General features: G+C 74.5%; 23 protein-coding genes. 9 read left to right on the top strand and 14 right to left on the bottom strand.

Annotated features, from left to right (window positions below; translation table 11 throughout):
• The first annotated feature begins 121 nt into the window (after window positions 1-121).
• Window positions 122-499, top strand: a complete 378-nt coding sequence (locus VGP36_15940; protein HEV7656205.1) for a VOC family protein — start codon at window positions 122-124, stop codon at window positions 497-499.
• Between the two features lie 425 nt (window positions 500-924).
• Window positions 925-1,365 carry a methylglyoxal synthase gene (locus VGP36_15935; GenBank protein HEV7656204.1) on the top strand — a complete coding sequence of 147 codons (441 nt, stop codon included), beginning with the start codon at window positions 925-927 and terminating at the stop codon, window positions 1,363-1,365.
• Window positions 1,366-1,386: 21 nt separating this feature from the next.
• Here the strand turns inward: VGP36_15935 and VGP36_15930 are convergent, their stop codons facing one another.
• Genes VGP36_15930 through VGP36_15910 form a run of 5 tightly spaced genes read right to left on the bottom strand, consistent with a single transcriptional unit; the run spans window position 1,387 to window position 6,571 of the window.
• The gene (locus VGP36_15930) at window positions 1,387-2,295 is read right to left on the bottom strand and encodes a LysR family transcriptional regulator (GenBank protein HEV7656203.1); all 909 of its coding nucleotides are present in this window, start codon (window positions 2,293-2,295) and stop codon (window positions 1,387-1,389) included.
• Between the two features lie 41 nt (window positions 2,296-2,336).
• On the bottom strand, window positions 2,337-3,731 hold the full coding sequence (locus VGP36_15925) for an ATP-binding protein (GenBank protein ID HEV7656202.1): 1,395 nt from the start codon (window positions 3,729-3,731) through the stop codon (window positions 2,337-2,339).
• A 46-nt stretch (window positions 3,732-3,777) separates the two neighbouring features.
• Window positions 3,778-4,284, bottom strand: coding sequence for a DinB family protein (locus tag VGP36_15920; GenBank protein ID HEV7656201.1), 507 nt, complete (start codon window positions 4,282-4,284; stop codon window positions 3,778-3,780).
• Window positions 4,281-5,687, bottom strand: coding sequence for an aminotransferase class V-fold PLP-dependent enzyme (locus VGP36_15915; protein ID HEV7656200.1), 1,407 nt, complete (start codon window positions 5,685-5,687; stop codon window positions 4,281-4,283). The genes VGP36_15920 and VGP36_15915 overlap by 4 nt, the downstream gene beginning before the upstream one ends.
• A 29-nt stretch (window positions 5,688-5,716) precedes the next feature.
• Window positions 5,717-6,571, bottom strand: a complete 855-nt coding sequence (locus tag VGP36_15910; GenBank protein ID HEV7656199.1) for a hypothetical protein — start codon at window positions 6,569-6,571, stop codon at window positions 5,717-5,719.
• Between the two features lie 220 nt (window positions 6,572-6,791).
• Between VGP36_15910 and VGP36_15905 the strand changes: the two genes are divergently transcribed.
• The gene (locus VGP36_15905; protein HEV7656198.1) at window positions 6,792-7,505 is read left to right on the top strand and encodes a class I SAM-dependent methyltransferase; all 714 of its coding nucleotides are present in this window, start codon (window positions 6,792-6,794) and stop codon (window positions 7,503-7,505) included.
• Window positions 7,506-7,536: 31 nt separating this feature from the next.
• Here the strand turns inward: VGP36_15905 and VGP36_15900 are convergent, their stop codons facing one another.
• From VGP36_15900 to VGP36_15890, 3 genes are read right to left on the bottom strand one after another with little or no spacing between them, the layout of a single operon-like run.
• On the bottom strand, window positions 7,537-8,175 hold the full coding sequence (locus VGP36_15900) for a hypothetical protein (protein HEV7656197.1): 639 nt from the start codon (window positions 8,173-8,175) through the stop codon (window positions 7,537-7,539).
• Window positions 8,160-8,891: a CPBP family intramembrane glutamic endopeptidase gene (locus tag VGP36_15895; GenBank protein ID HEV7656196.1), complete on the bottom strand. Its 732-nt coding sequence runs from the start codon at window positions 8,889-8,891 to the stop codon at window positions 8,160-8,162. Before VGP36_15895 ends, VGP36_15900 begins: the two co-directional genes overlap by 16 nt.
• Window positions 8,888-9,778 (bottom strand): NAD(P)H-binding protein, encoded by an 891-nt coding sequence (locus VGP36_15890; protein ID HEV7656195.1) that lies wholly within the window; start codon window positions 9,776-9,778, stop codon window positions 8,888-8,890. The genes VGP36_15895 and VGP36_15890 overlap by 4 nt, the downstream gene beginning before the upstream one ends.
• Before the next feature lie 95 nt (window positions 9,779-9,873).
• On the opposite strand from VGP36_15890, the gene VGP36_15885 reads away from it, so the two are divergent.
• Both VGP36_15885 and VGP36_15880 read left to right on the top strand, forming a co-directional pair.
• Window positions 9,874-10,866, top strand: a complete 993-nt coding sequence (locus tag VGP36_15885; protein ID HEV7656194.1) for an ATP-binding cassette domain-containing protein — start codon at window positions 9,874-9,876, stop codon at window positions 10,864-10,866.
• The gene (locus VGP36_15880) at window positions 10,863-11,708 is read left to right on the top strand and encodes an ABC transporter permease (protein ID HEV7656193.1); all 846 of its coding nucleotides are present in this window, start codon (window positions 10,863-10,865) and stop codon (window positions 11,706-11,708) included. The genes VGP36_15885 and VGP36_15880 overlap by 4 nt, the downstream gene beginning before the upstream one ends.
• A gap of 15 nt (window positions 11,709-11,723) precedes the next feature.
• On the opposite strand, the gene VGP36_15875 is transcribed toward VGP36_15880, so the two are convergent.
• The 3 genes from VGP36_15875 to VGP36_15865 all read right to left on the bottom strand — a co-directional run bounded on the left by VGP36_15875 (window position 11,724) and on the right by VGP36_15865 (window position 14,080).
• The gene (locus VGP36_15875) at window positions 11,724-13,298 is read right to left on the bottom strand and encodes a DHA2 family efflux MFS transporter permease subunit (GenBank protein ID HEV7656192.1); all 1,575 of its coding nucleotides are present in this window, start codon (window positions 13,296-13,298) and stop codon (window positions 11,724-11,726) included.
• Window positions 13,299-13,409: 111 nt separating this feature from the next.
• A complete protein-coding gene (locus VGP36_15870; GenBank protein ID HEV7656191.1) occupies window positions 13,410-13,742 on the bottom strand; it encodes a TfoX/Sxy family protein in 333 nt (110 codons plus the stop codon).
• 170 nt (window positions 13,743-13,912) lie between these two features.
• The gene (locus tag VGP36_15865) at window positions 13,913-14,080 is read right to left on the bottom strand and encodes a hypothetical protein (protein ID HEV7656190.1); all 168 of its coding nucleotides are present in this window, start codon (window positions 14,078-14,080) and stop codon (window positions 13,913-13,915) included.
• Window positions 14,081-14,238: 158 nt separating this feature from the next.
• On the opposite strand from VGP36_15865, the gene VGP36_15860 reads away from it, so the two are divergent.
• Window positions 14,239-14,619, top strand: coding sequence for a nitroreductase family deazaflavin-dependent oxidoreductase (locus VGP36_15860; GenBank protein HEV7656189.1), 381 nt, complete (start codon window positions 14,239-14,241; stop codon window positions 14,617-14,619).
• A gap of 11 nt (window positions 14,620-14,630) precedes the next feature.
• On the opposite strand, the gene VGP36_15855 is transcribed toward VGP36_15860, so the two are convergent.
• A complete protein-coding gene (locus VGP36_15855) occupies window positions 14,631-14,942 on the bottom strand; it encodes a helix-turn-helix domain-containing protein (GenBank protein HEV7656188.1) in 312 nt (103 codons plus the stop codon).
• A gap of 89 nt (window positions 14,943-15,031) precedes the next feature.
• On the opposite strand from VGP36_15855, the gene VGP36_15850 reads away from it, so the two are divergent.
• Both VGP36_15850 and VGP36_15845 read left to right on the top strand, forming a co-directional pair.
• Entirely contained in the window at window positions 15,032-16,294 is a 1,263-nt protein-coding gene (locus tag VGP36_15850; GenBank protein ID HEV7656187.1) for an MFS transporter, read from the top strand.
• Window positions 16,295-16,303: 9 nt separating this feature from the next.
• Complete coding sequence (locus VGP36_15845; protein HEV7656186.1) at window positions 16,304-16,942, top strand: nitroreductase family protein; 639 nt, start codon at window positions 16,304-16,306, stop codon at window positions 16,940-16,942.
• A gap of 3 nt (window positions 16,943-16,945) precedes the next feature.
• Here the strand turns inward: VGP36_15845 and VGP36_15840 are convergent, their stop codons facing one another.
• Together VGP36_15840 and VGP36_15835 are read right to left on the bottom strand one after the other, a co-directional pair.
• The gene (locus VGP36_15840; protein HEV7656185.1) at window positions 16,946-18,094 is read right to left on the bottom strand and encodes an aminotransferase class I/II-fold pyridoxal phosphate-dependent enzyme; all 1,149 of its coding nucleotides are present in this window, start codon (window positions 18,092-18,094) and stop codon (window positions 16,946-16,948) included.
• Window positions 18,095-18,174: 80 nt separating this feature from the next.
• Window positions 18,175-18,627: an ATP-binding protein gene (locus tag VGP36_15835; protein HEV7656184.1), complete on the bottom strand. Its 453-nt coding sequence runs from the start codon at window positions 18,625-18,627 to the stop codon at window positions 18,175-18,177.
• Between the two features lie 182 nt (window positions 18,628-18,809).
• On the opposite strand from VGP36_15835, the gene VGP36_15830 reads away from it, so the two are divergent.
• Entirely contained in the window at window positions 18,810-19,226 is a 417-nt protein-coding gene (locus VGP36_15830) for a VOC family protein (GenBank protein ID HEV7656183.1), read from the top strand.
• Window positions 19,227-19,242: the final 16 nt, after the last annotated feature.

The raw sequence follows: 19,242 nt of genomic DNA, 5'->3' as shown, positions 1-19,242 counted from the left end.
CGTGGTGATGTCGATCGGCGCCACGCGTCCTCCACTCGTCCCGCCGGTGTTCCCGGCTACCCTTCCCTACCCTGGCACCGCCGCGAGGACCACCCCCGGACCGGCACGCTTGAATGTCGGGATGCACCGGATCCTGTTGCGTGAGGTCGTCATCGACGCGCCGACCGAGGACTTCGCGGCGACACGGGACTTCTGGGCCGCGGCGCTGCTGGCGCGGGCCCGGCTGGTGGGGGACTACCCGGAGTTCACCGCGCTGGAGGACCCGGCCGCGCTGTCGGTCGTGGGCCTGCAGGACATCGGTACGGACCGGGCCCGCCTTCACCTCGACATCGAGACCGACGACGTCGCGGCCGAGGTCGCCCGGCTGGTCCGGCTCGGGGCCCGGGAGGTGGGCCGGGGCCGGACCTGGACGGTGCTGCGCGACCCGGCCGGGCTGTTGTTCTGCGTGGTCCCGGCCGAGTCGCCCGACTTCAGCGAACGTTCCCGGGAGGTTTCCTAGCCGTCCTTCCAGTAGCGGACGAGCGCGTGCGGGAGCTCGGCCGCGGTCCGGGCCGAGCTCCCGGCCCTCGGCGTCGAACGCAGCGTCCTCGGTGGCGGAGACCGCACGGCTGTCGTGCGGATCGGCGAGGTTCAGCCGGCTCTCGCCCCACTGCCGCCAGGCCTCGAAACGGCCGGTCAGCGGGGCGGACAGCCCGTGGTCCGCGGGCGCCTCCGGCTCCCGCAGGGCGCCGTCCCGCGACACCCAGAGCGGATCGCACTGGTAGTCGTGCATGACGGTGATCTCGACGGCCACCCGCGCGAGGCTAGCCATGTCACGTCCCATGCTTCAGCTGCATCAGTAGCCGCACATCGAGGCATTGGACGCATGGACCGATCCGAGCGACACTGGATCGGTCAAGTACCCGCGGGGGAAGGAAGGATCAGATGCCACAACGACACGTCGCCATGGTGGCGCACGACAACAAGAAGGTGGAGCTGCTGGCCTGGGCGGACTACAACCGCCTCACCCTCAGCCAGCACCGGCTCTACGCGACCGGCACCACCGGGGCGATGCTCGAGTTCGAGCTCGGCCTGTCGGTGACCCGCTTCCTCAGCGGGCCGGTCGGCGGCGACCAGCAGATCGGCGCCAAGATCGCCGAGGGCGCGATCGACATGCTCATCTTCTTCTGGGACCCGCTGGAGCCGCAGCCGCACGACCCGGACGTCAAGGCCCTGCTCCGGCTGGCGACGGTGTGGAACGTCCCGGTCGCGACCAACCTGGCCACGGCCGACCTCATCATCTCCTCGCCGCTGTTCGGCAGCGACTACCGCGGGCTGCGCCCGGACATCGGCGCCCGCGACCACGTCGAGCTGATCCCCCAGTGACCGTCCACACACGACGGTCCACTAGCGACCGTCGCTGACCGCCGGGATCTTCCCGGCCCGGAACCGGCGCAGCACGTGCTCCCGGAACGCGAGCGCGGCCGGCGACAGCCGCCGATCGGCCGGCCAGGTCAGCCGGATCTGCCGGGACGCGCCGGCGTCGAGGATCTCGCAGTAGTGCACCGGCCCGCCGGCCGCCTCGGCCGTGCCCGTCCGCGGCGCCGGGACCACGGCGACGCCGAGCCCGGCCGCCACCATCCCCCGTACGGTCGAGAGGTCGTCGCCCTCGAAGACGACCGATGAGGCGAACCCGGCGCGCTGGCAGAGCTCGTCGGTCAGCCGCCGCAGCGCCGAGGACGGCGGCAGCCCCACGAACGCCTCCCCGGCCAGGTCCGCGAGCGCGACCTTCCGCCGCCGCCGCAGCCGGTGGTCGCGCGGCAGCACCAGCCGCAGCGGCTCGACGCCGAGCAACTGCGACCGCGTCGATCCGCCCGGAGTACGGGTGCCGAGCTCGAGACCGTCCTCCACGCCCGGCCCGGGCGGGTCGTCCCGGACCTGGGTCAGCGCGAACTGGACCTCCGGGTGGTCGATCCGGAACGACCGGATCAGATCCGGCACCAGCCAGGTCCCGAACGAGTGCTGGAACGCCAGCGCCACCCGCCCGGTCTCCGGGTCCAGCAGCTGCTCGATCTCGGCGATCCCGTCATCGAGGCTGTGCAGCGCCGCGTCGACGTGCCGCTTGAAGGCGGCGCCGGCCTGGGTCATCCGCAGCGTCCGGCCGGAGCGCCGCAGCAGCGGGGTCCCCAGCTCGGCCTCCAGCCGGGCCAGCGCCCGGGACACCCCGGGCTGGCTGACCGCCGCGGTCCCGCTGACCTCGGTGACCGTCACCCCGTCCGCGACCTGCTGGAACCACCGCAGCGCGTCAGTGTCCATCCCATGACGCTAGATCATGGATACCGAGTCATGGATGCGGGTCAGGGATGCGGGTGGGAGCGGGCCGGGAGCGTGACGCGCAGGACGGTCTCGCCGGGACCCGGGTCGATGGTGATCTCGCCGCCGTGCCGCTCGACGACGATCCGGCGGGAGGTGTCCAGGCCGAGGCCGGTGCCCTCGCCGACGCCCTTGGTGGTGAAGAACGGCTCGAACGCGTGCGTGCGCACCTCGTCGCTCATCCCCGCGCCGGTGTCGCCGATCTCGACCTGGACGCCGTCGCCGTGCCCCCGTACGGAGATGCGCAGCGTCCCCTTCTCCCCCATCGCGTCGGCGGCGTTGTCGATCAGGTGGGTCCAGACCTGGTTCAGCTCGCCCGGCACGGCCTCGATCCGCGGCACGTCCGGGCCGTAGTCGCGCACGACCGTGATCCCGCCGGGCAGCCGGTGCGCGAGCATGACCAGGGTGCTCTCCAGCCCCTCGGAGACGTCGGCCCACTGCAGCGAGGCCCGATCCAGCTGCGAGTACGTCCGGACCGCGGCGACCAGGTCGGTGATCCGCCCGGTCGACTCCTTGACCTCGGCCAGCAGGGTCGCCATCGACAGCGAGCTCGCGACCCAGTGCAGCCCGGCCGCCAGCGGGGCGCCGTCGAGCACGGCGGCGGCCCGCTCGCACCAGGCCACGTCGAGCCCGGCGGCGGCGAACGGCGCGGCGATCAGCCAGTCCCGCTCGACGCCGCGCTCGACCAGCCAGTCGGACAGCTCGTCCTCCCGGTCGGCCAGGGCCAGCGGCGAGGGCGGCACCGCGGGCGGCACGATCTCCCGGCGCAGCGCGTCCAGCGCGCGGAACTGGGCCGCCGAGACCGGCGCCGCCGCCAGTTGTCCCAGCGAGGCCAGCAGCACCTCGGTGGTGTCGCGCAGCGTGTCGACCGCGCGGGTGGCCGCCGCGGCCGGGTTGTTGATCTCGTGCGCGAGCCCGGCGGCGAGCGTGCCCAGGGCGACCAGGGCCTCGCGCTGGCGGGCCACCGACTCGATCCGGCGGACCGTGCCGACCAGCCCGCCGATGAAGTGGACGCCGAACGGGAACCAGACGTCGGCCAGCGCCCGCAGCCGGTCGGCCGGCACCCGCAGCACCCGGCCGGCCGTGACCGCGCGCCCGGACGCGAGGTAGACGCCGTGCGCGTCCCAGGCCCGGAAGCCGCCGGCCCACTGGCCCGGCGTCTCCATCCGGCCGAGCACGGTGTCCTCGTGGCCGACCCGGCGCACCAGCGTGACGGTCCCGGCCAGCAGCACCCACCAGACGTCGGCCGCCCGGGCCTCGGTGAACAGCTCCTCGCCGGGCTCGAACCGCCGGACCTCGCCGGCCGCCAGCAGCTCCCCCAGCTGTCCGTCGCTCAGCCCGTCGAACAGGGCGATCGCGCGGAGGTCCTCGACGCTCATCTGGCGACAGTACGGAGCAAGCACCGCCCAGGTCCGCGGATCCGGACTACTGGGAGCGGATGTCCAGGGTGTGGTGGCGGACCTCGTGCAGGGTCTGGCGGACGAGCCAGCGGGTGCTGCGGTGCTCGCCCGGCAACCGGCTGACGAGCCGGTCCGCGTCGGTGATGCGGGCGATCTCGGCGGTGAGGCCGGCGGCGGCCGCCCGGCTCTCGGCCCGGACGGCCGCGAGGTCGGCGTGGGCGTAGTCGAAACGCCGGGCCCGCAGGTCGTTGTACATCGGCTCCAGCACCGGGCGGTCCTCCCGGCGCGCCCGGTGCAGCCGGACCGTGTACGTCACGAGCACGTCGCGCACGTGGCAGGCGTACTCGGCCGGCGACCAGACCGACGGCTGCGGGCGCACCGCCGGGTCGGGCGCGGCCACGACGGCGGCCTCGAAGTCCCGGACCAGGACTTCCAGGCGTGCGGGCGCCTCGGCGACGGCGAGGTCCGCGTACGCGAGGCCGCAGGCGGCGCAGACGTGGTCCTCGCCGGCGAGCGGCGGCAGGTCGGTCACGGCCGGGCGGCGGCCTCGACCGCGGCGACGATCCGGTCGACGTCCTCGGCCCGCATCCGGGGGTTGGTGATACAGGCCCGCAGGACGAACCCGCCGTCCAGCGCGGTGCCGGTCAGGAAGGCCTCGCCGCCGAGCTGGACCCGGCGCAGCACCTCGCGGTCGTCCGAGGCACGGGACCGGAACGTCACCACGCTGAGCCCGGTGGAGACCAGGGTCAGCAGCGGCGACCGGTCGACCGTGGCCGCGAGCCGCTCGGCCAGGTCGAGGTCGTGCCCGATGGTGGTCGCGTACCCGGACCGGCCGTGGTGGGCCAGCGCGGCCCAGACCTTGAGCGCGCGGAAGCCCCGGGTCTGCTGGCTGCCGTACTCGCTGAACCAGGGCAGCCAGGTGACCCCGTCCGGGTCGCTGTCCTCGGCCAGGTACGCCGCCACCCGGCTGAACGCCGCCCGCAGCGTCTCCTCGTCCCGCACCAGCACGGCCCCGGCCTCGTACGGCACCGACAGCCACTTGTGCGCGTCCACCGCGACGCTGTCGGCGGCGGCCATCGGGGCCAGCGCGGCGGCGTGCCGCGGGTCGAGCACCGCGGGGGCGCCGTACGCGCCGTCGACGTGCAGCCAGACCCGCTCGGCCGCGCAGAGCGAACCGATCTCGGCCAGCGGGTCGATCGCGCCGGTGTTCACCGTGCCGGCCGAGGCCACCACCGCCATCGGCCGGGCGCCCCGGGCGCGGTCGGACGCCAGCGCCGACGCCAGCGCGGCGACCGGCAGCCGGCGATCGCGGTCCGCGGGCAGCACCCGCAGGGCCGCGGCGCCGAGGCCGAGCAGCTCGACCGCCTTGGCGACCGCGCTGTGGGTCTGGTCCGAGGCGTACACGGTCAGCGGGGCCGTGGACTGGTCCAGGCCGGACTGGCGGACCGCGCCGGCGGTGGCCCGGTGCCGGGCCGCGGCCAGCGCGTGCACGGTCGCGGCCGAGCCGCCGCTGACCAGCAGGCCGCCCCAGCCCGGCAGGCCGAGCAGCTCGCCGAGCCAGCGCACGACCTGCTTCTCCACGTACGTCGCGGCGTGGTTGCCGCCGGCCACGGACGGGTTCATCGCCGCGGCCAGCGCGTCCGCGAGCACCGCGACCGGGCTCGGCGGCCCGTTGACCCAGCCGGCCCAGCGCGGGTGCCCGTTGCCGAACGGCCACGGCAGCACGGTGCCGGCCAGCTCGTCGAACAGCTCCCCGGCCGGGCGGCCCAGCTCCGGCAGCGGCGCGGACAGCCGTTCCTGCGCCAGCGCCCGCGGGTACGGCCGGAACACCGGCTGTTCCGGCAGCGTGCTCAGGTGCTCGACCAGCAGGTCGACCATCCGGTGCCCGTGCGCGCGCAGCTCCTCGGGACCCCAGTCCCAGTCGGTCTCAGCCATCCCCACCCACGCCGCCACGATAAGGGAGGTCAGCCGGGCAGGAACACGGCGAAGCCGCTGGCGAGCAGCGGGGCGAGCACGACCAGCCCGGTCTGCAGGTCGGCCAGCAGGCCGCGGTCGGCGCCGAGGAACGACTCCAGCGTGCGGCGGCTCTCGGCCACGGCCAGGATGTCGGCCGGCTCCTCGGCCCCGCGCAGCGGGAACAGCTCGTCGCAGAGCCGGCGGGCGCGGTCGGAGACGGCCACGGCCGCCGGCGCATAGATCAGCGCGACGAGGAGCGAGCCGGCGCCGCCGAAGACGACCACGACCTCCGCCGGCGTCTGCGGGACCGGCCGCCCGGCCGCCCGGGCGCCCTGCTGGCCCAGCGCGATCACCGCCGCGGTGGCCACTGTGGACAGTGCGACGAGAGTGCCGACGGCGGCGAGGATCCGTTGCAGCACCCGGCGCAGCCGCAGCAGCAGCTCGGCCTCGGCCCCTCGCCCTCCGGTCGGCCGGCCGACCGCGACGCTCCGGATCCGGTAGAGCACCGCGGCCGCGGGCGCGCCGCCGATCACGGTGACCGTGAGCAGCACGGCCGCCCGGACGGCCGCGCGGGTGTCGGTGACCGGCAGCACCAGCGAGACCACCAGCGGCACCAGGGCGGTCGCGGCGGCGGCGGTCACCTGCCGGGCGGTCCGGCCCGCGCTCGCGCCCAGCGCGGTCAGCTCGCGCCAGCGGTCGACGCCGTAGCCGAAGATCACGCCGGCCGCGGTGGTCAGCGCGACCACGAGCGGCGCCCACACCGTCCACAACGGCTGGTCCCGGTACGCCGAGGTGGCCACGAACCAACCGCCGAAGACGAGCCCGACCGCGATCGGCACCCACCGGTACGCCGTCGTCCGCACGCGCCCCACCCCCACACCCGACTGCGCGAAGGGACCGTAGCCGGTCGCTCCCCGTTCCGGGCAGGGACTCAGGGGCAGCGATCAGCACCGACCGCCGGCGAGGACCCAGAAGTTCGTCCCGGTCGACGTCGCGGTGGTCGGGGCCCGCCACCAGTCCGTCGTCACCGGCCCACCCAAACTCGCTGTCGGGCCGGCGCAGGCGCTGGCTACGGTGCTGCGCGTGAGCTACGACGACCTCGAGGACGCCCGTCTCTACGACGTGCAGAACGTGTGGGGGGCATCGGACGACTTCTATCTCGGGCTGGTCCGGGCGGCCGGGGACGTGCTCGACGTCGGCTGCGGCACCGGGACCCTGCTCAAGCGGGCCCGCCGCGACGGGCACCGGGGCCGGCTCGTCGGCCTCGACCCGGGTGCGGGGATGCTCGCCGTGGCCCGCGCGGAACCCGCGGTCGAGTGGGTGGCCGGGACGCTGGCGCCGGGGGCGTACTCGGCCGCGTTCGACCTCGTGACGATGACCGGGCACGCGTTCCAGGAGCTGCGGGCGGACGCGGAGGTCGCGTCCGTGCTGGCCGGGATGCGGGACGCGCTGCGGCCCGGCGGGCGGGTCGCGTTCGAGACCCGCAACCCGGCCGCGCGGGCGTGGGAGCGCTGGCACGGCGCCGCCTTCGAGGTCGCGTACGCGGGCGCGCCGGTCCGGGTCTCGTACGAGGTCCACGGGGTCGAGGGCGACCTGGTCACGTTCACCGAGACGACCGACGGCGGGCGCTGGCGCGCCCAGGCCGACCGGGGCACGCTGCGGTTCCTGTCCGCGGCCGCGCTGGACCGGTTCCTGGCCGGGGCCGGTCTGGTGCCGGAGTCCCGCTTCGGCGACTGGGACCGTACGCCGGTCACCGACGACAGCCCCGAGCTGATCACGATCGGCCGCCGGCCGTGACGCGGCTGGTCACCCGCCCGCCGGTGGCTGGTCACTCGCCGGCGGTGAGCCGGCGGCCCTCGGCGAAGAACGCGGCGACGTCGGGGACCTCGCGCAGCGGGTGGGCGGCACCGAAGGACTGGTTCCAGAACGGACCGGTCCGCGGCCGGTGCGGGCCGACGTACGCGTAGGGCTCGGCGATCGCGGCGTCGCCGGGCGAGACGCCGTAGTTCACCTCGTCGACGGTGACCGCGATGTCGAAGTGCTCGGGCCAGATCACCGGGTCGCCGAGGGCGTCCAGTGCGGCGGCGCCGGTGGCGAAGGCGTCGGCGAGCACGGCCGCCGCGTCGGCATCGAGGTCGAGCGCGAGGTCGGGGGTCGCGCCGGAGCCGTCGGCGTAGACGCCGTCCGGGCCGCCGTACTCCAGCCCGGTCGCCGCGGCCAGCTCGCCGAGCGTGCCGCGCAGCGGGTGCCGGTCCGCGCCACCGTCCACACGCGACACGACCAGCTCGGTCCCGTCGACGGTCACCAGCAGGACGTCCCCGTACGGCCGGACGGTGCCGAAGCCGCCCGCGAGCTGGCGCAGCCGCACCGTGCCGGTCGCCCGGTACTGCGGGCCGGCCAGGAGCCTCTCGGCCACCGCATGCAGGCCGTGCCGCGTCGCCTCGTATCCCGTCATCCGGTTCGCCACGGGTACCAGTCTCGCAGCCGCGCGGCCCGGTCGGCGGGCGCGTCCCGGAACAGCGGCGGAAGATAGCGCAGCATCAGTGCCGACCAGGTCAGGTGGGTGACGATCGGCGCCTGGATGCCGCCGGACGCCTTGCGCTGCAGGGCGAACAACGCGCCCATCGGGACCGAGGCCAGGATCAGGGCCGGGTTGCGGGTCGCGGCGGTGGCCAGCACGTAGCCGGCGGTGGAGCCGGCGACCGGGCCCTCGACGCCGACCGCCGCGTAGAGCGCGCCGCGGAAGAAGAACTCTTCGGCCGCCCCGTTGGCCAGCGTGGTCAACGCGACCAGCGGGCCGGAGCCCTGCTTCGCGTACTGCAGGATCGAGCGCAGCGCGGTGTCCAGCACCGGGATCTCCCGGGCGACCAGCGCGGCCCCGTAGAACGCGCCGAACGCGGCCGCCCCGATCAGGACCGGCACCAGGACCGGCCGCCGGAGCTCCGGCCCGTGCTCGATCCGGCCGAGGTGCAGCGGGCCGGACAGCACGCCGCCGGCGGCCCAGGTGCCGGCCACGCCGAGGGTCAGCGCGTAGAACTCGGGCGAGTCCGGTTCGGTGGACAGCGACACCCCGAGCAGGCCCGCCCCCGCCAGCGACACCCCGGCGACGATCTTCCGGCGGCGCCGGAACGCGGCGTCGGTCTCGTGGTGATCCCGCGGGACCGGCCGGAACAGGGCCGTCACCGTCCCTCCTTCGCCCGCTCGCCCAGCGCCTGCAGCACCGCCGAGTCGTAGTCCAGCGGCTCGAACGGGACCAGCTTGCGGATGCTGTCGTCCCGGACGACCACCTCGTTGGTCATCGAGTCGATCAGCGACCGCCCGGTGGTCACGTCGACGCTCGTCACCAGCGACAGCCAGCGGGCCGACAGCGACGGGGTCAGCAGTGGCACCGGCACGATCAGCGGGCGGCGGCCCTCGATGCGGCCGACCCGCCGCAGCATCTCCAGGTATTCCAGGACGTCCGGGCCGCCGATGTCGAAGTGCCGGCCGGCCGCCTCGGGCAGCTCCAGCACGCCGACCAGATACCGGATCACGTCGGCGATCGCGATCGGCTGGGTCCGGGTGTGCACCCAGCGCGGGGTGATCATCGCGGGCAGGTGCTCGACCAGCTGCCGGGTCAGCTCCCAGGAGATCCCGCCGTTGCCGACGATGATGCCGGCCCGCAGCGTCGTGGTCGGCACGCCGGTGCTGCCGAGCAGCTGCTCGACCTGGCGCCGGCTGCGCAGGTGGGCCGAGAGCGTGTCGGAGTCCTCGCCGAGCCCCCCGAGGTAGACGATCCGCGACAGCCCGGCCTCGGCCGCGGCCGCCGCGAACGCCGTCGCGCCCTCGGCGTCGTCCGCGGCGAACTCGGGCTTGTCGAGCGAGTGCACCAGGTAGTAGGCAGCGGTGCAGCCCGCCAGCGCGCCGCCCAGCGTCTCCGGCTGGGACACGTCGCCGCGGACCGGCTCCCCCGCACCCTGGTACGTGTCGGGATGCCGGGTCATCGCCCGCACCTCGTGCCCCGCCTCGGCCAACGCCGGGGTCAGCCGCCGCCCCACGAAGCCCGACGCCCCCGCTACCAGTACCCGCACCCGATGACCCCCGTCCTGTCGCCTGCCGGTCCCCGTACCCGGCCCGGAGCGTTGTGAACAGGCTTGCGCTCGCGCCGAACAGTACGATCGCGCGGATGAACGGTCCCGCGGTGATCGCCGACACACTGGTCAAGACCTTCGGCAAGGACGTCCGGGCCCTGGACGGGGTGTCGCTGGAGGTCCAGCAGGGCACCGTGCTGGGCCTGCTCGGGCCGAACGGCGCCGGCAAGACCACGACCGTCGACATCCTGACCACGCTGCTGCAGCCGGACTCCGGACGGGCCGAGGTGGCCGGCATCGACGTGTTGCGCGACCCCGAGGCGGTCCGCCGCAAGATCGGCCTGGCCGGGCAGTACGCGGCCGTGGACGAGAACCTGACCGGCTCGGAGAACCTCACGCTGGTCGGCCGGCTCAACCACCTGCCGACGGCCGAGGCGAAGTCCCGGGCGGCCGAGCTGCTGGAGCGCTTCGAGCTCTCCGACGCCGCCGGGCGGACGGCCAAGACGTACTCCGGGGGGATGCGGCGGCGGCTGGACCTGGCCGCGGCGCTGGTGGCCCGGCCGCCGGTGCTGTTCCTGGACGAGCCGACCACCGGGCTCGACCCGCGCAGCCGGATCGAGCTCTGGGGCGTGATCGAGGACCTGGTCCGGGAGGGGACCACGCTGCTGCTGACCACGCAGTACCTGGAGGAGGCCGACCGGCTGGCCGACCGCATCTCGGTGGTCGACCGGGGCCGGGTCATCGCCGAGGGCACCTCGTCCGAGCTCAAGGCCACGCTCGGCGGGGCGCTGGTCGAGGTCCGGCTGGCCGACGCGGCCGAGGCGAGCCGGGTCGTGGCCACGCTGTCCGGCGCGGGCAGCGGGGACGCGACCACCGACGACGAGCTGGTCCGGGTGCCGGCCAAGGACGGGACCGCGACGCTGGCCGAGGTCGTCCGGCGGCTGGACGCGGCCGGGGTCCAGGCCCGCGGGCTGCAGCTGCGGGAGCCGAGCCTGGACGACGTCTTCCTCTCCCTGACCGGGCACGCCGCCGAGGAGAACACGGCCGGGGCGCCCGGCCGACGCCGCGACGACGGGAGCGACCGATGACCACCGTGACCGAACGCCGGCCCTCCCAGGGCAGCGGCCCGGCCTGGGCGCTGCGCGACACCGGCGCGATGGCCGGGCGCAACCTGCGCCGGCTCACCCGCCAGCCCGAGCAGATCGTGTTCAACCTGGTCTCGCCGATCATGTTCGTACTGCTGTTCCGGTACGTCTTCGGCGGCGCGATCAGCGGTCTGCAGGGGCTGAACTACGTCAACTACCTGATCCCCGGGATCGCCGTGCAGACGGTGCTGTTCAGCGCCGGCACCACCGGGTTCGCGCTCGCCGACGACATGCAGAAGGGGTTCGTCAAGCGGCTGCGGTCGCTGCCGATGGCCCGCAGCGCCGTCTTCGGCGGCCGGGTCGCGTCGGACACGGTGCTCAACGCGTTCGGCCTGGTGGTCCTGCTCGCCACCGGGTTCGCGGTCGGCTTCCGGCCGGCCAACGCGCTCGGCCTGGTGCTCGCGGCGTTGCTGCTGCTGCTGTTCGCGCTGGCCACCAGCCTCGGCTACGCGCTGATCGGCATGACCGTCCGCAGCCCGGAGGCGGTCAACGCGGCGACGTTCCCGATCATCTTCCCGCTGACGTTCGCGTCCTCGGCGTTCGTGCCGGTGAAGACGATGCCGAGCTGGCTGCAGGGTTTCGCGACGCACCAGCCGGTCAGCATCGTGATCAACGCGGCCCGCTCGCTGATCCTCGGCGACACGGCCACGCCCCAGCAGCGCGAGCTGCTGCTCGGCAACACCGGGACGGGTTCGCTGGTGCTGCAGTCGCTGGCCTGGACCCTCGGCATCGGCCTGCTCTTCGGCGTCCTCTGCACCCGCCGCTACCGAGCCCTCAGCCGCTGAGTCCGCAGCGGCCGGTCAGGCCCGGCCGGGGTCGTGCTGGACGAAGTCCTTGGTGCGGATCGCGACGAAGGCCACGACCGCGGAGGCGAGCGCGATGATCGCCGCGACGAGCAGGATGCGGTTCAACCCGGCCGCGAACGCGGCGGTGGCGATCTGCGCCGCCGGTCCGCGGGACGAGGCCGGCAGGCTGCCGAGCGCCGGGCCGACGTCGCCGGAGCGGATCGCGGTGGCCAGCGTCTCGCCCTTCCCGGCCAGCCCCGGTACGGCGGCGACGTGGTCGAGCACGTAGCCCTGGACCCGGCTGGAGAACAGCGTGCCCAGCAGCGCGATGCCGGTGGCGATGCCGACCTGGCGGAAGGTCGAGTTGATGCCCGAGGCCATGCCGGCCTGCTGCGGCCGGACCACGCCGACCGCGGTCGAGGCCAGCGGCGGGTTGACCATGCCGATGCCCGCGCCCGCGACGATCAGGCCGGGGATGAGGTGGGTCCAGCTCGAGGTCGCGTCCAGCCCGCGCATGAGCAGCAGCCCGATGCCGACCAGCAGCAGCCCCGGCCCGATGAGCAGCCGGACCGGGACCCGGGAGGACAGCCGGCCGGCCAGGGTCGAGGTCGCCAGCGTCCCGCCGGAGAGCACCAGCAGCCGCAGGCCGGTGCCGAGCGCGCTGTAACCGAGCACGTCCTGGACGTAGAGGACGAGGTAGAGCAGCAGCGCGAAGATCGACGCGCTCATCCCGAAGGCCGCGACCGAGCCGCCGGTGAAGGTCGGCAGCCGGAACAGGCTCAGGTCGAACATCGGCTGCCGCCCGCGCCACTCCACGACCAGGAACGCGGCCATCAGCACCGCCGCGGCGATCAGGAAGCCGAGCACCCGGCCGTCGGAGAAGGTGCGCTGGTTGGACTCGATCAGGCCGTAGACGAGGCTCGCCAGCGCCAGGGTGAACAGCGCGAAGCCGACCCAGTCGGGCCGGCGGGCCCGCGGCGCCCGGGACTCGGCCACCCGGGTCGCCGCGATGACGATCGCGATCACGCCGAGCGGCAGGTTGACCAGGAAGATCCAGCGCCAGGACAGGCCCGAGGTCAGCGCGCCGCCGAGCAGCGGGCCGATCGCGACGGCCAGCCCGGTGATCGCGCCCCAGACGCCGAACGCGGTGCCCCGCTCCTTGCCCCGGAAGGCGTCCGCGAGCAGCGCCAGCGAGACCGAGAACATGATCGCGCCGCCGACGCCCTGCAGGCCGCGGGAGAGCTGGAGGATCAGCGTGGACCCGGCGACCCCGCAGAGCAGCGAGGCCAGGGTGAACACGGCCAGCCCGACGACGTAGAGCCGGCGCCGCCCGTAGAGGTCGGCCAGGCTGCCGGCGGTGAGCAGCAACGCCGCCAGCGTCAGGGCGTACGCGTCGACGACCCACTGCAGGCCGGAGAAGCTCGCCCCCAGCGCCGTCTGGATGTCCGGCAGCGCGACGTTGACGATCGTGATGTCCAGCAACAGCATGAACGTGCCGAGGCAGACCGCCACCAGCGTCCACCACTTCGTGGTCCCGTGGTCGGGCTCCGCGCCCTCCACCGGTGCGGCACTGGTGCCGGTCTCCGTCATCGCCGTCTCGCTCCGATCAAGGGTGGAGGCCCGCGGGCATTCCCCCCGCGGAGCCGCCGCGACCGTACCTCCCCCGGTTCTCCTCGGCGCGGCGGCGCTGCTTCGGCGGCGCTACCTCGGCGGCAGTGACCGGGCGTACGCAACGCCGTGGGCGACCCAGCGCCGCAGCTCGTCGTCGGTCCGGACCGCCTCCGGGTCCACCCGCAGCCAGCCGTCCATCTCCCGGCCGCGCATCTCGAACCGCCGGACCAGCGGCTCGTCCAGCAGCGACTCGGTGTCGGCCGGGTCGACCCGCAGCAGCAGGCCGCCCTGGCTGCTGGCGGCGACCGCCATGGACCCGCCGATCAGGAACGCGTGCCCGCCGAACATGCGCTTCTCGGTCAGGCCCGGTTCGGCCCCGACGACGGTGCGGATCCGGTCGGCGAGCTCGGCGTCGTACGGCATCGCCAGAGTCTGCCCGGCCGCGGCCCGGGCGGCTACGGTCTCCGGCCATGCCGTACGTCGCCGATCCGCGGGCGGACCAGTACATCGACGCGCTGCCGGATGGCCCGGCAGATCATCGCGACCAACCGGGCCGGCGGCTGGCGGAAGCTGAGGAACCCCACCTGGCCGGGTCAGGCGGGGACGCCGTCGGGGTCCTCGGGGTCGCCCGGGCCGGGCTCGGCCGGAGCGGGCGGCAGGGTCTCGGGGGTGTCCGGGAGCAGCTCGCCGGGATCGTCCGGGGCGGCCTCGCCCGGGTCGATCGGTGGGTAGCTGGCCGGGTCGAGTTCCGGTTCCACCATCGGACCAGTCAACCAGGACGCGGCTCGTGGTGATCGGCGCGGGGGGTAGAACCGAGCCGCGGGCTGTCCTGATCAGCACCGGCAGGAGTGAGCCGCGGGCTGGTGGTGATCGGCGTGGGTGGGACCATGCCGCGGGGACGTCGCAAAGGAGCGTGTGCATGCCGATACCGCGGGTGATGGCCCGGGTCAACAAGCGGGTGTCGAACAAGGTGCTGCGCCCGATCGTGCTGCGGTTGCCCGGCTTCGGCGAGGTCACCCACCGCGGCCGCCGGTCCGGGCGGGAGTTCCGGACACCGGTCAGCGTCTTCCTCAAGCCCGGCCGCGTCGTCTTCGCCCTCACGTACGGCAAGGACAGCGACTGGGTGAAGAACGTGCTCGCGGCCGGCTCCTGCGACCTGCGCGTCCGCGGCGGCCGCAGCCTGCACCTGGTCGGCCCGCGGCTGGTGCACGACGAGACCCGGGCCGAGATCAACGCACCCGTCCGGCTGATCCTGCGGGCGATCCGGGTCGAGGACTTCCTGGTCTGCGACACCGCCTGACGGCGGGCTGCTCAGAGCACGGAGTCGAGCAGCCCGGGGAAGCGGGCGTCCACCTCGTCCCGGCGCAGTGAGATCATCCGCTGCCGCCCGGCCGGCTCGTTGCGGACCAGGCCGGCCTCGCGCAGCGTCTTCAGGTGGTGCGAGAACGTCGACTTCGGCGCGTCCGGGTCGACGACCTGGCAGTTCGCGACGGTCTGCGGCCCGCTGCGGGCGATGAGCCGGACGAGATCGAGGCGGGCCGGGTCGCTCAGCGCGAACAGGACCGCGGTCAGCTCGACCTCGGTCAGCGGCGGGTGCGTCAGCTCGCGGGTGGTGACAGCCATGACAGTTCGACTTTCTTGGAACTATTCTCGCGGTGGTGGTGTTCGGACCGTTCGATACAACTCGAACGGTCCGCCGATCGGAGCCACCAGTGTCCACCCTGAGACTCATCTCACATCCCGCGGCACTCGCCCGGCGCATGCCCCGGGCCGCGGCCTTCTGGGTCGTCGGCGCCACCGTGGTCGCGATGCTCGCCGCCTCCAGCGCGCCGAGCCCGCTCTACCCCGTCTACCAGCAGGAGTTCGGCTTCTCCGCGCTGGAGCTGACCACGATCTTCGCCGTGTACGTGCTGGCCCTGCTGGTCAGCCTGCTCACCGTCGGCCGGCTGTCGGACTTCGTCGGGCGGCGCCCGGTGCTGGCCGCCGCCCTCGCCGTCGAGGCGATCGCGATGGCCGTCTTCCTCGACGCCGGCAGCAGCACCTGGCTGCTGGCCGCACGGACCGTGCAGGGGCTGGCGACCGGGGCCGCGATCGGCGTGCTCGGCGCGTACCTGCTGGACCTCCAGCCGGCCGACGGCTCCCGCCTCGGCTCGCTGGTGAACAGCGCCGCGCCCGCGACCGGGCTCGGCGTGGGCGCGCTCGGCACCGGCCTGCTCGTCCAGTACGGCCCGCACCCGACCCGGCTGGTCTTCCTCATCCTCATCGTGGTCTTCGCCGCGCTGGCCGTGGTCACGGCGGCGCTGCCGGAGACGGTCCGCCGGATGCCCGGGGCGGTCGCCTCGCTGCGGCCGCAGGTCGCGGTGCCGGCACCGGCCCGGAAGGCGTTCGCGGCCGCGGTGCCGACGATGATGGCGACCTGGGCCCTGGGCGGGCTGATGCTCTCGGTCGGCGGGTCCCTGGTGCGCACCGTCTTCGGCGCGCCGAACTCGGCCGTCGTCGGGCTGGTGCTCGGGATCTTCGCGGGCTCCGGCGCGCTGGCCGCGGTGCTGGTCAGCCGGATGGCACCGGCGCCGATGGAGCGGCTCGGGACGCTCGCGCTGGTCGTCGGCAGCGGGCTGTTCCTGACCGCGCTGGCGCTCTCCTCGCTCGGGCTGTTCGTGGTCGCGGCCGTGGTCGCCGGCAGCGGGTTCGGGGCCGGATTCCTCGGCTCGCTGCGGTCGGTGACGCAACTGGCCCGGCCGCACGAGCGGGCGGCGCTGCTGTCGGCCGTCTACCTGGCCAGCTACCTCGCGTTCAGCATCCCGGCGCTGGTCGCGGGCGTGCTCATCACGCACGTCGGGCTGCGCGAGACCGCGCTCTGGTACGGCGGGCTGGTCGGCGTCGCCGCGCTGGTCAGCCTGGTCGCGGGGTCGGTGGTCGCCCGCCCGGCCGCCACGGCGGCCCGCCCCTGCCCCCAGCTGCAGACCCAGTCCTAACCTCGGGACATGAGCCTGCTGGACCTGGATCCGGATCAGTTGCTGTCGACGACCCGCGCCGTACGGAAGCGGCTCGATCTCACCCGGCCGGTGCCGGACGAGCTGATCCGCGAGTGCGTCGCGCTGGCCCTGCAGGCTCCGTCCGGCTCGAACGTCGTGACGATGCGGTTCGTGGTGGTCCGTGACCAGGCCGCCCGGGCCGCGATCGGCGAGGTCTACCGCCAGGTGTACGCGGGCTACCGCGCGTCCGCGGGCTACCCCGGCAACGCGACCGGCGACCCCGGGCGGGACCGGGTCCAGGCCCGGGTCGCCGCGTCCGCCGACCACCTCGGCGAGCACCTGGGCGAGGTGCCCGTCCTGGTGCTGGGCTGCACGCAGGGCCGGAACCGGGCCGCGGCCGAGGCGGGCCAGGGCAACATCCTGCCGGGGATGTGGAGCTTCATGCTCGCCGCCCGGGCCCGCGGCCTCGGCACCGCCTGGACCACGATGCACCGCGCCCGGGAGCGGGACGTCGCCGACATCCTCGGCATCCCGTACGAGACGGTGGCCCAGGCCGTCCTCACCCCGGTCGCGTACACGGTCGGCACCGACTTCTCCCCCGCCGCCCGCCCGGCTCCGGACACGGTGATCCACTGGGACACGTGGTGACGCTCAGCGCGAGCTGAGGAACCCTTCCAGCGCGGCCAGGCCGGGCTCGGGATCGCGGCGGCCGAGGCCGATGCGGAACCGGTCGGCCGGCACCGGCGCCAGCTCCGAGGCGTAGATGCCGGCCGGCAGCAGCAGCACGCCCGCGGTCTCGACCAGCTCACGGCAGAACGCCTCGACGCCGTCCGGGCCGCGGTAGCGCGGGAAGGCCACGCAGCCGCCCTGCGGCGGCGCCCAGTCGAAGAGGTCCTCGTGCCGGGCGAAGAAGTCGCCGACCGGGCCGAGGTTGGCCCGCACGATCTCCCGGTTGCGCTGCTGTATCCGCGGCCCGGACTCCAGCGCGATCGCGGCCAGCCGCTCGCTCGGGCCGGCGTTGCAGATCGACGTGTAGTGCTTGTGCCGTTCCAGCGACTGCAGCAGCGCGTGGTCGCGGCAGGCGATCCAGCCCACCCGCAGCCCCGGCAGCCCGTACGACTTGGACAGCACGTTGACCGAGACCGCCGTCGGCGACAGGTCCGCGGCCTGGGCCAGGGTGCGGTCGCCGTCGAGCTCGAGGCCGCGGTAGACCTCGTCGGCGAGCAGCCGGAGGCCGCGTTCCTCGCACAGGTCGACCAGGCCCTGCCAGGTGGCGTGGTCGGGTACGGCACCGGTCGGGTTGTTGGGGAAGTTCACCGCGACCAGGGTGGTGTTCGGGCGCAGCGCGGCCCGCACGGCGTCGAGGTCCAGTCGCCAGCCGTCGGCCTCGTCCAGCAGCACGCCGCTCACCTCGGCCCCGGCGGCGCGCGGGACCTCCTCCAGCGCCTGGTAGTTCGGCACGGTGACGACGACGTGGTCACCCGGTCCGGCCAGCAGCTGCATCGCCCAGAAGATCGCCTCCTCGGCACCGGCGAAGGCGAGGACGTCCTCGGGCGTGCAGGTCTCGTACGTGGCGGCGATCGCCGTCCGGAGCCGGTCGGTGCCCCAGGTCTCGACGTAGGACAGCCGGAGGTCGGCGAAGGACTCCTCCTCGCCGCCGAGCGCGAGCAGCTCGCCGACGGTCAGGGTCTCGGCGTCGGACGCGGTGAGGTGGTGGGTGGCGGCGAACTCCCAGCGGGAGAAGTACGTCTCCAGCCGGAAGTCGCCCAGGCTCGCGGCGAAGCCGGGTCGCTCGTCCATCACCCCATGATGCCGACCTACCCAGGAGCGGCCCGGACCGCCGACCGGCGGGCCCGGCCGGCGGGGGCGAGGGGCGGGTGTCAGGCGGCGGCGGGCCGGGACGGCGGGCCGGGACGGCGGCAGCGCGGCTGCGCCGGCAGGTCTCGCGGCACCGCGAGCCGGCTCCAGACCGTCTTCCCGCCGCCCGCGACCGGGATCACGCCCCAGTCCGAGGACAGGGCGGCCACGATCCGTAACCCTCGTCCGCAGGCCGCATGCGGTGTCGGCGGACGCATCGTCGGGGTCCCGGCGGCGTCGTCCTGCACCGAGATCTCCAGCCACTGGTCGTGCACGGTGACGCTCACCTCGACGTGGTCGCAGTCGGCGTTCACGGAGTTGGCGGCCAGCTCGCTGACCACGAGCTCGGCATCGCCGACCAGCTCGTGGGCGTCGTGGGTGCGGAAGACGTCGTGGATGCACGACCGGACGAATCGGCGTACCTCTCCGATCGCGGTCTTCTCACACGTAGCGTCGTGCCGCCGTCGCCAGCACACCGAAACCTCCGCTTTCGCCCCGCAGCGGGACATCCTTTTAGGTACCCCCGCTCGGCCCGGCGAACCACCCGACCGGGGTGGAGAGGTCTTCAGCCGTGCGCGGAGCGCAGTCGCCGGCCGGGACGGATCGCTCGGGACGCGGCTCTCTCCGACCCGGCCGGGCCCGCGTCCTAGGGTGGCGCATGCCTCGAGTCGACCTGACCTTCGACTGCACCGACGCCCAGCGGCTGGCCGCGTTCTGGCGGCTGGCCCTCGGCTACGAGGACGAGCCGCCGCCGGCGCCGTACGCGACCCGCGAGGACTGGCTGGCCCACTACGACGTACCGCCGGAGGAGTGGAACGACTCGGCCTACCTGCGGGACCCGGCCGGGGTCGGCCCGCGGCTGTCGATCCTCAAGGTGCCCGAGCCCAAGGTGGCGAAGAACCGGCTGCACATGGACGTCCGGGTGTCCGGCGCCGGAACGCCGGAGCAGCGCTGGACCGAGGTGACGGCGGCGGCGCGGCGCCTGACCGAGGCCGGCGGCCGGGTGCTCGCCGTGGACGGCACCCACCACATCGTCATGGCCGACCCCGAGGGCAACGAGTTCTGCCTCACCTGACGGGCCCGCGGCTGAG

The organism is Mycobacteriales bacterium (assembly GCA_035995165.1).
Lineage (GTDB): Bacteria > Actinomycetota > Actinomycetes > Mycobacteriales > CADCTP01 > CADCTP01.
Note: the sequence above shows the minus strand (reverse complement) of the source record. Positions and strands in the feature narration are given on the sequence as shown.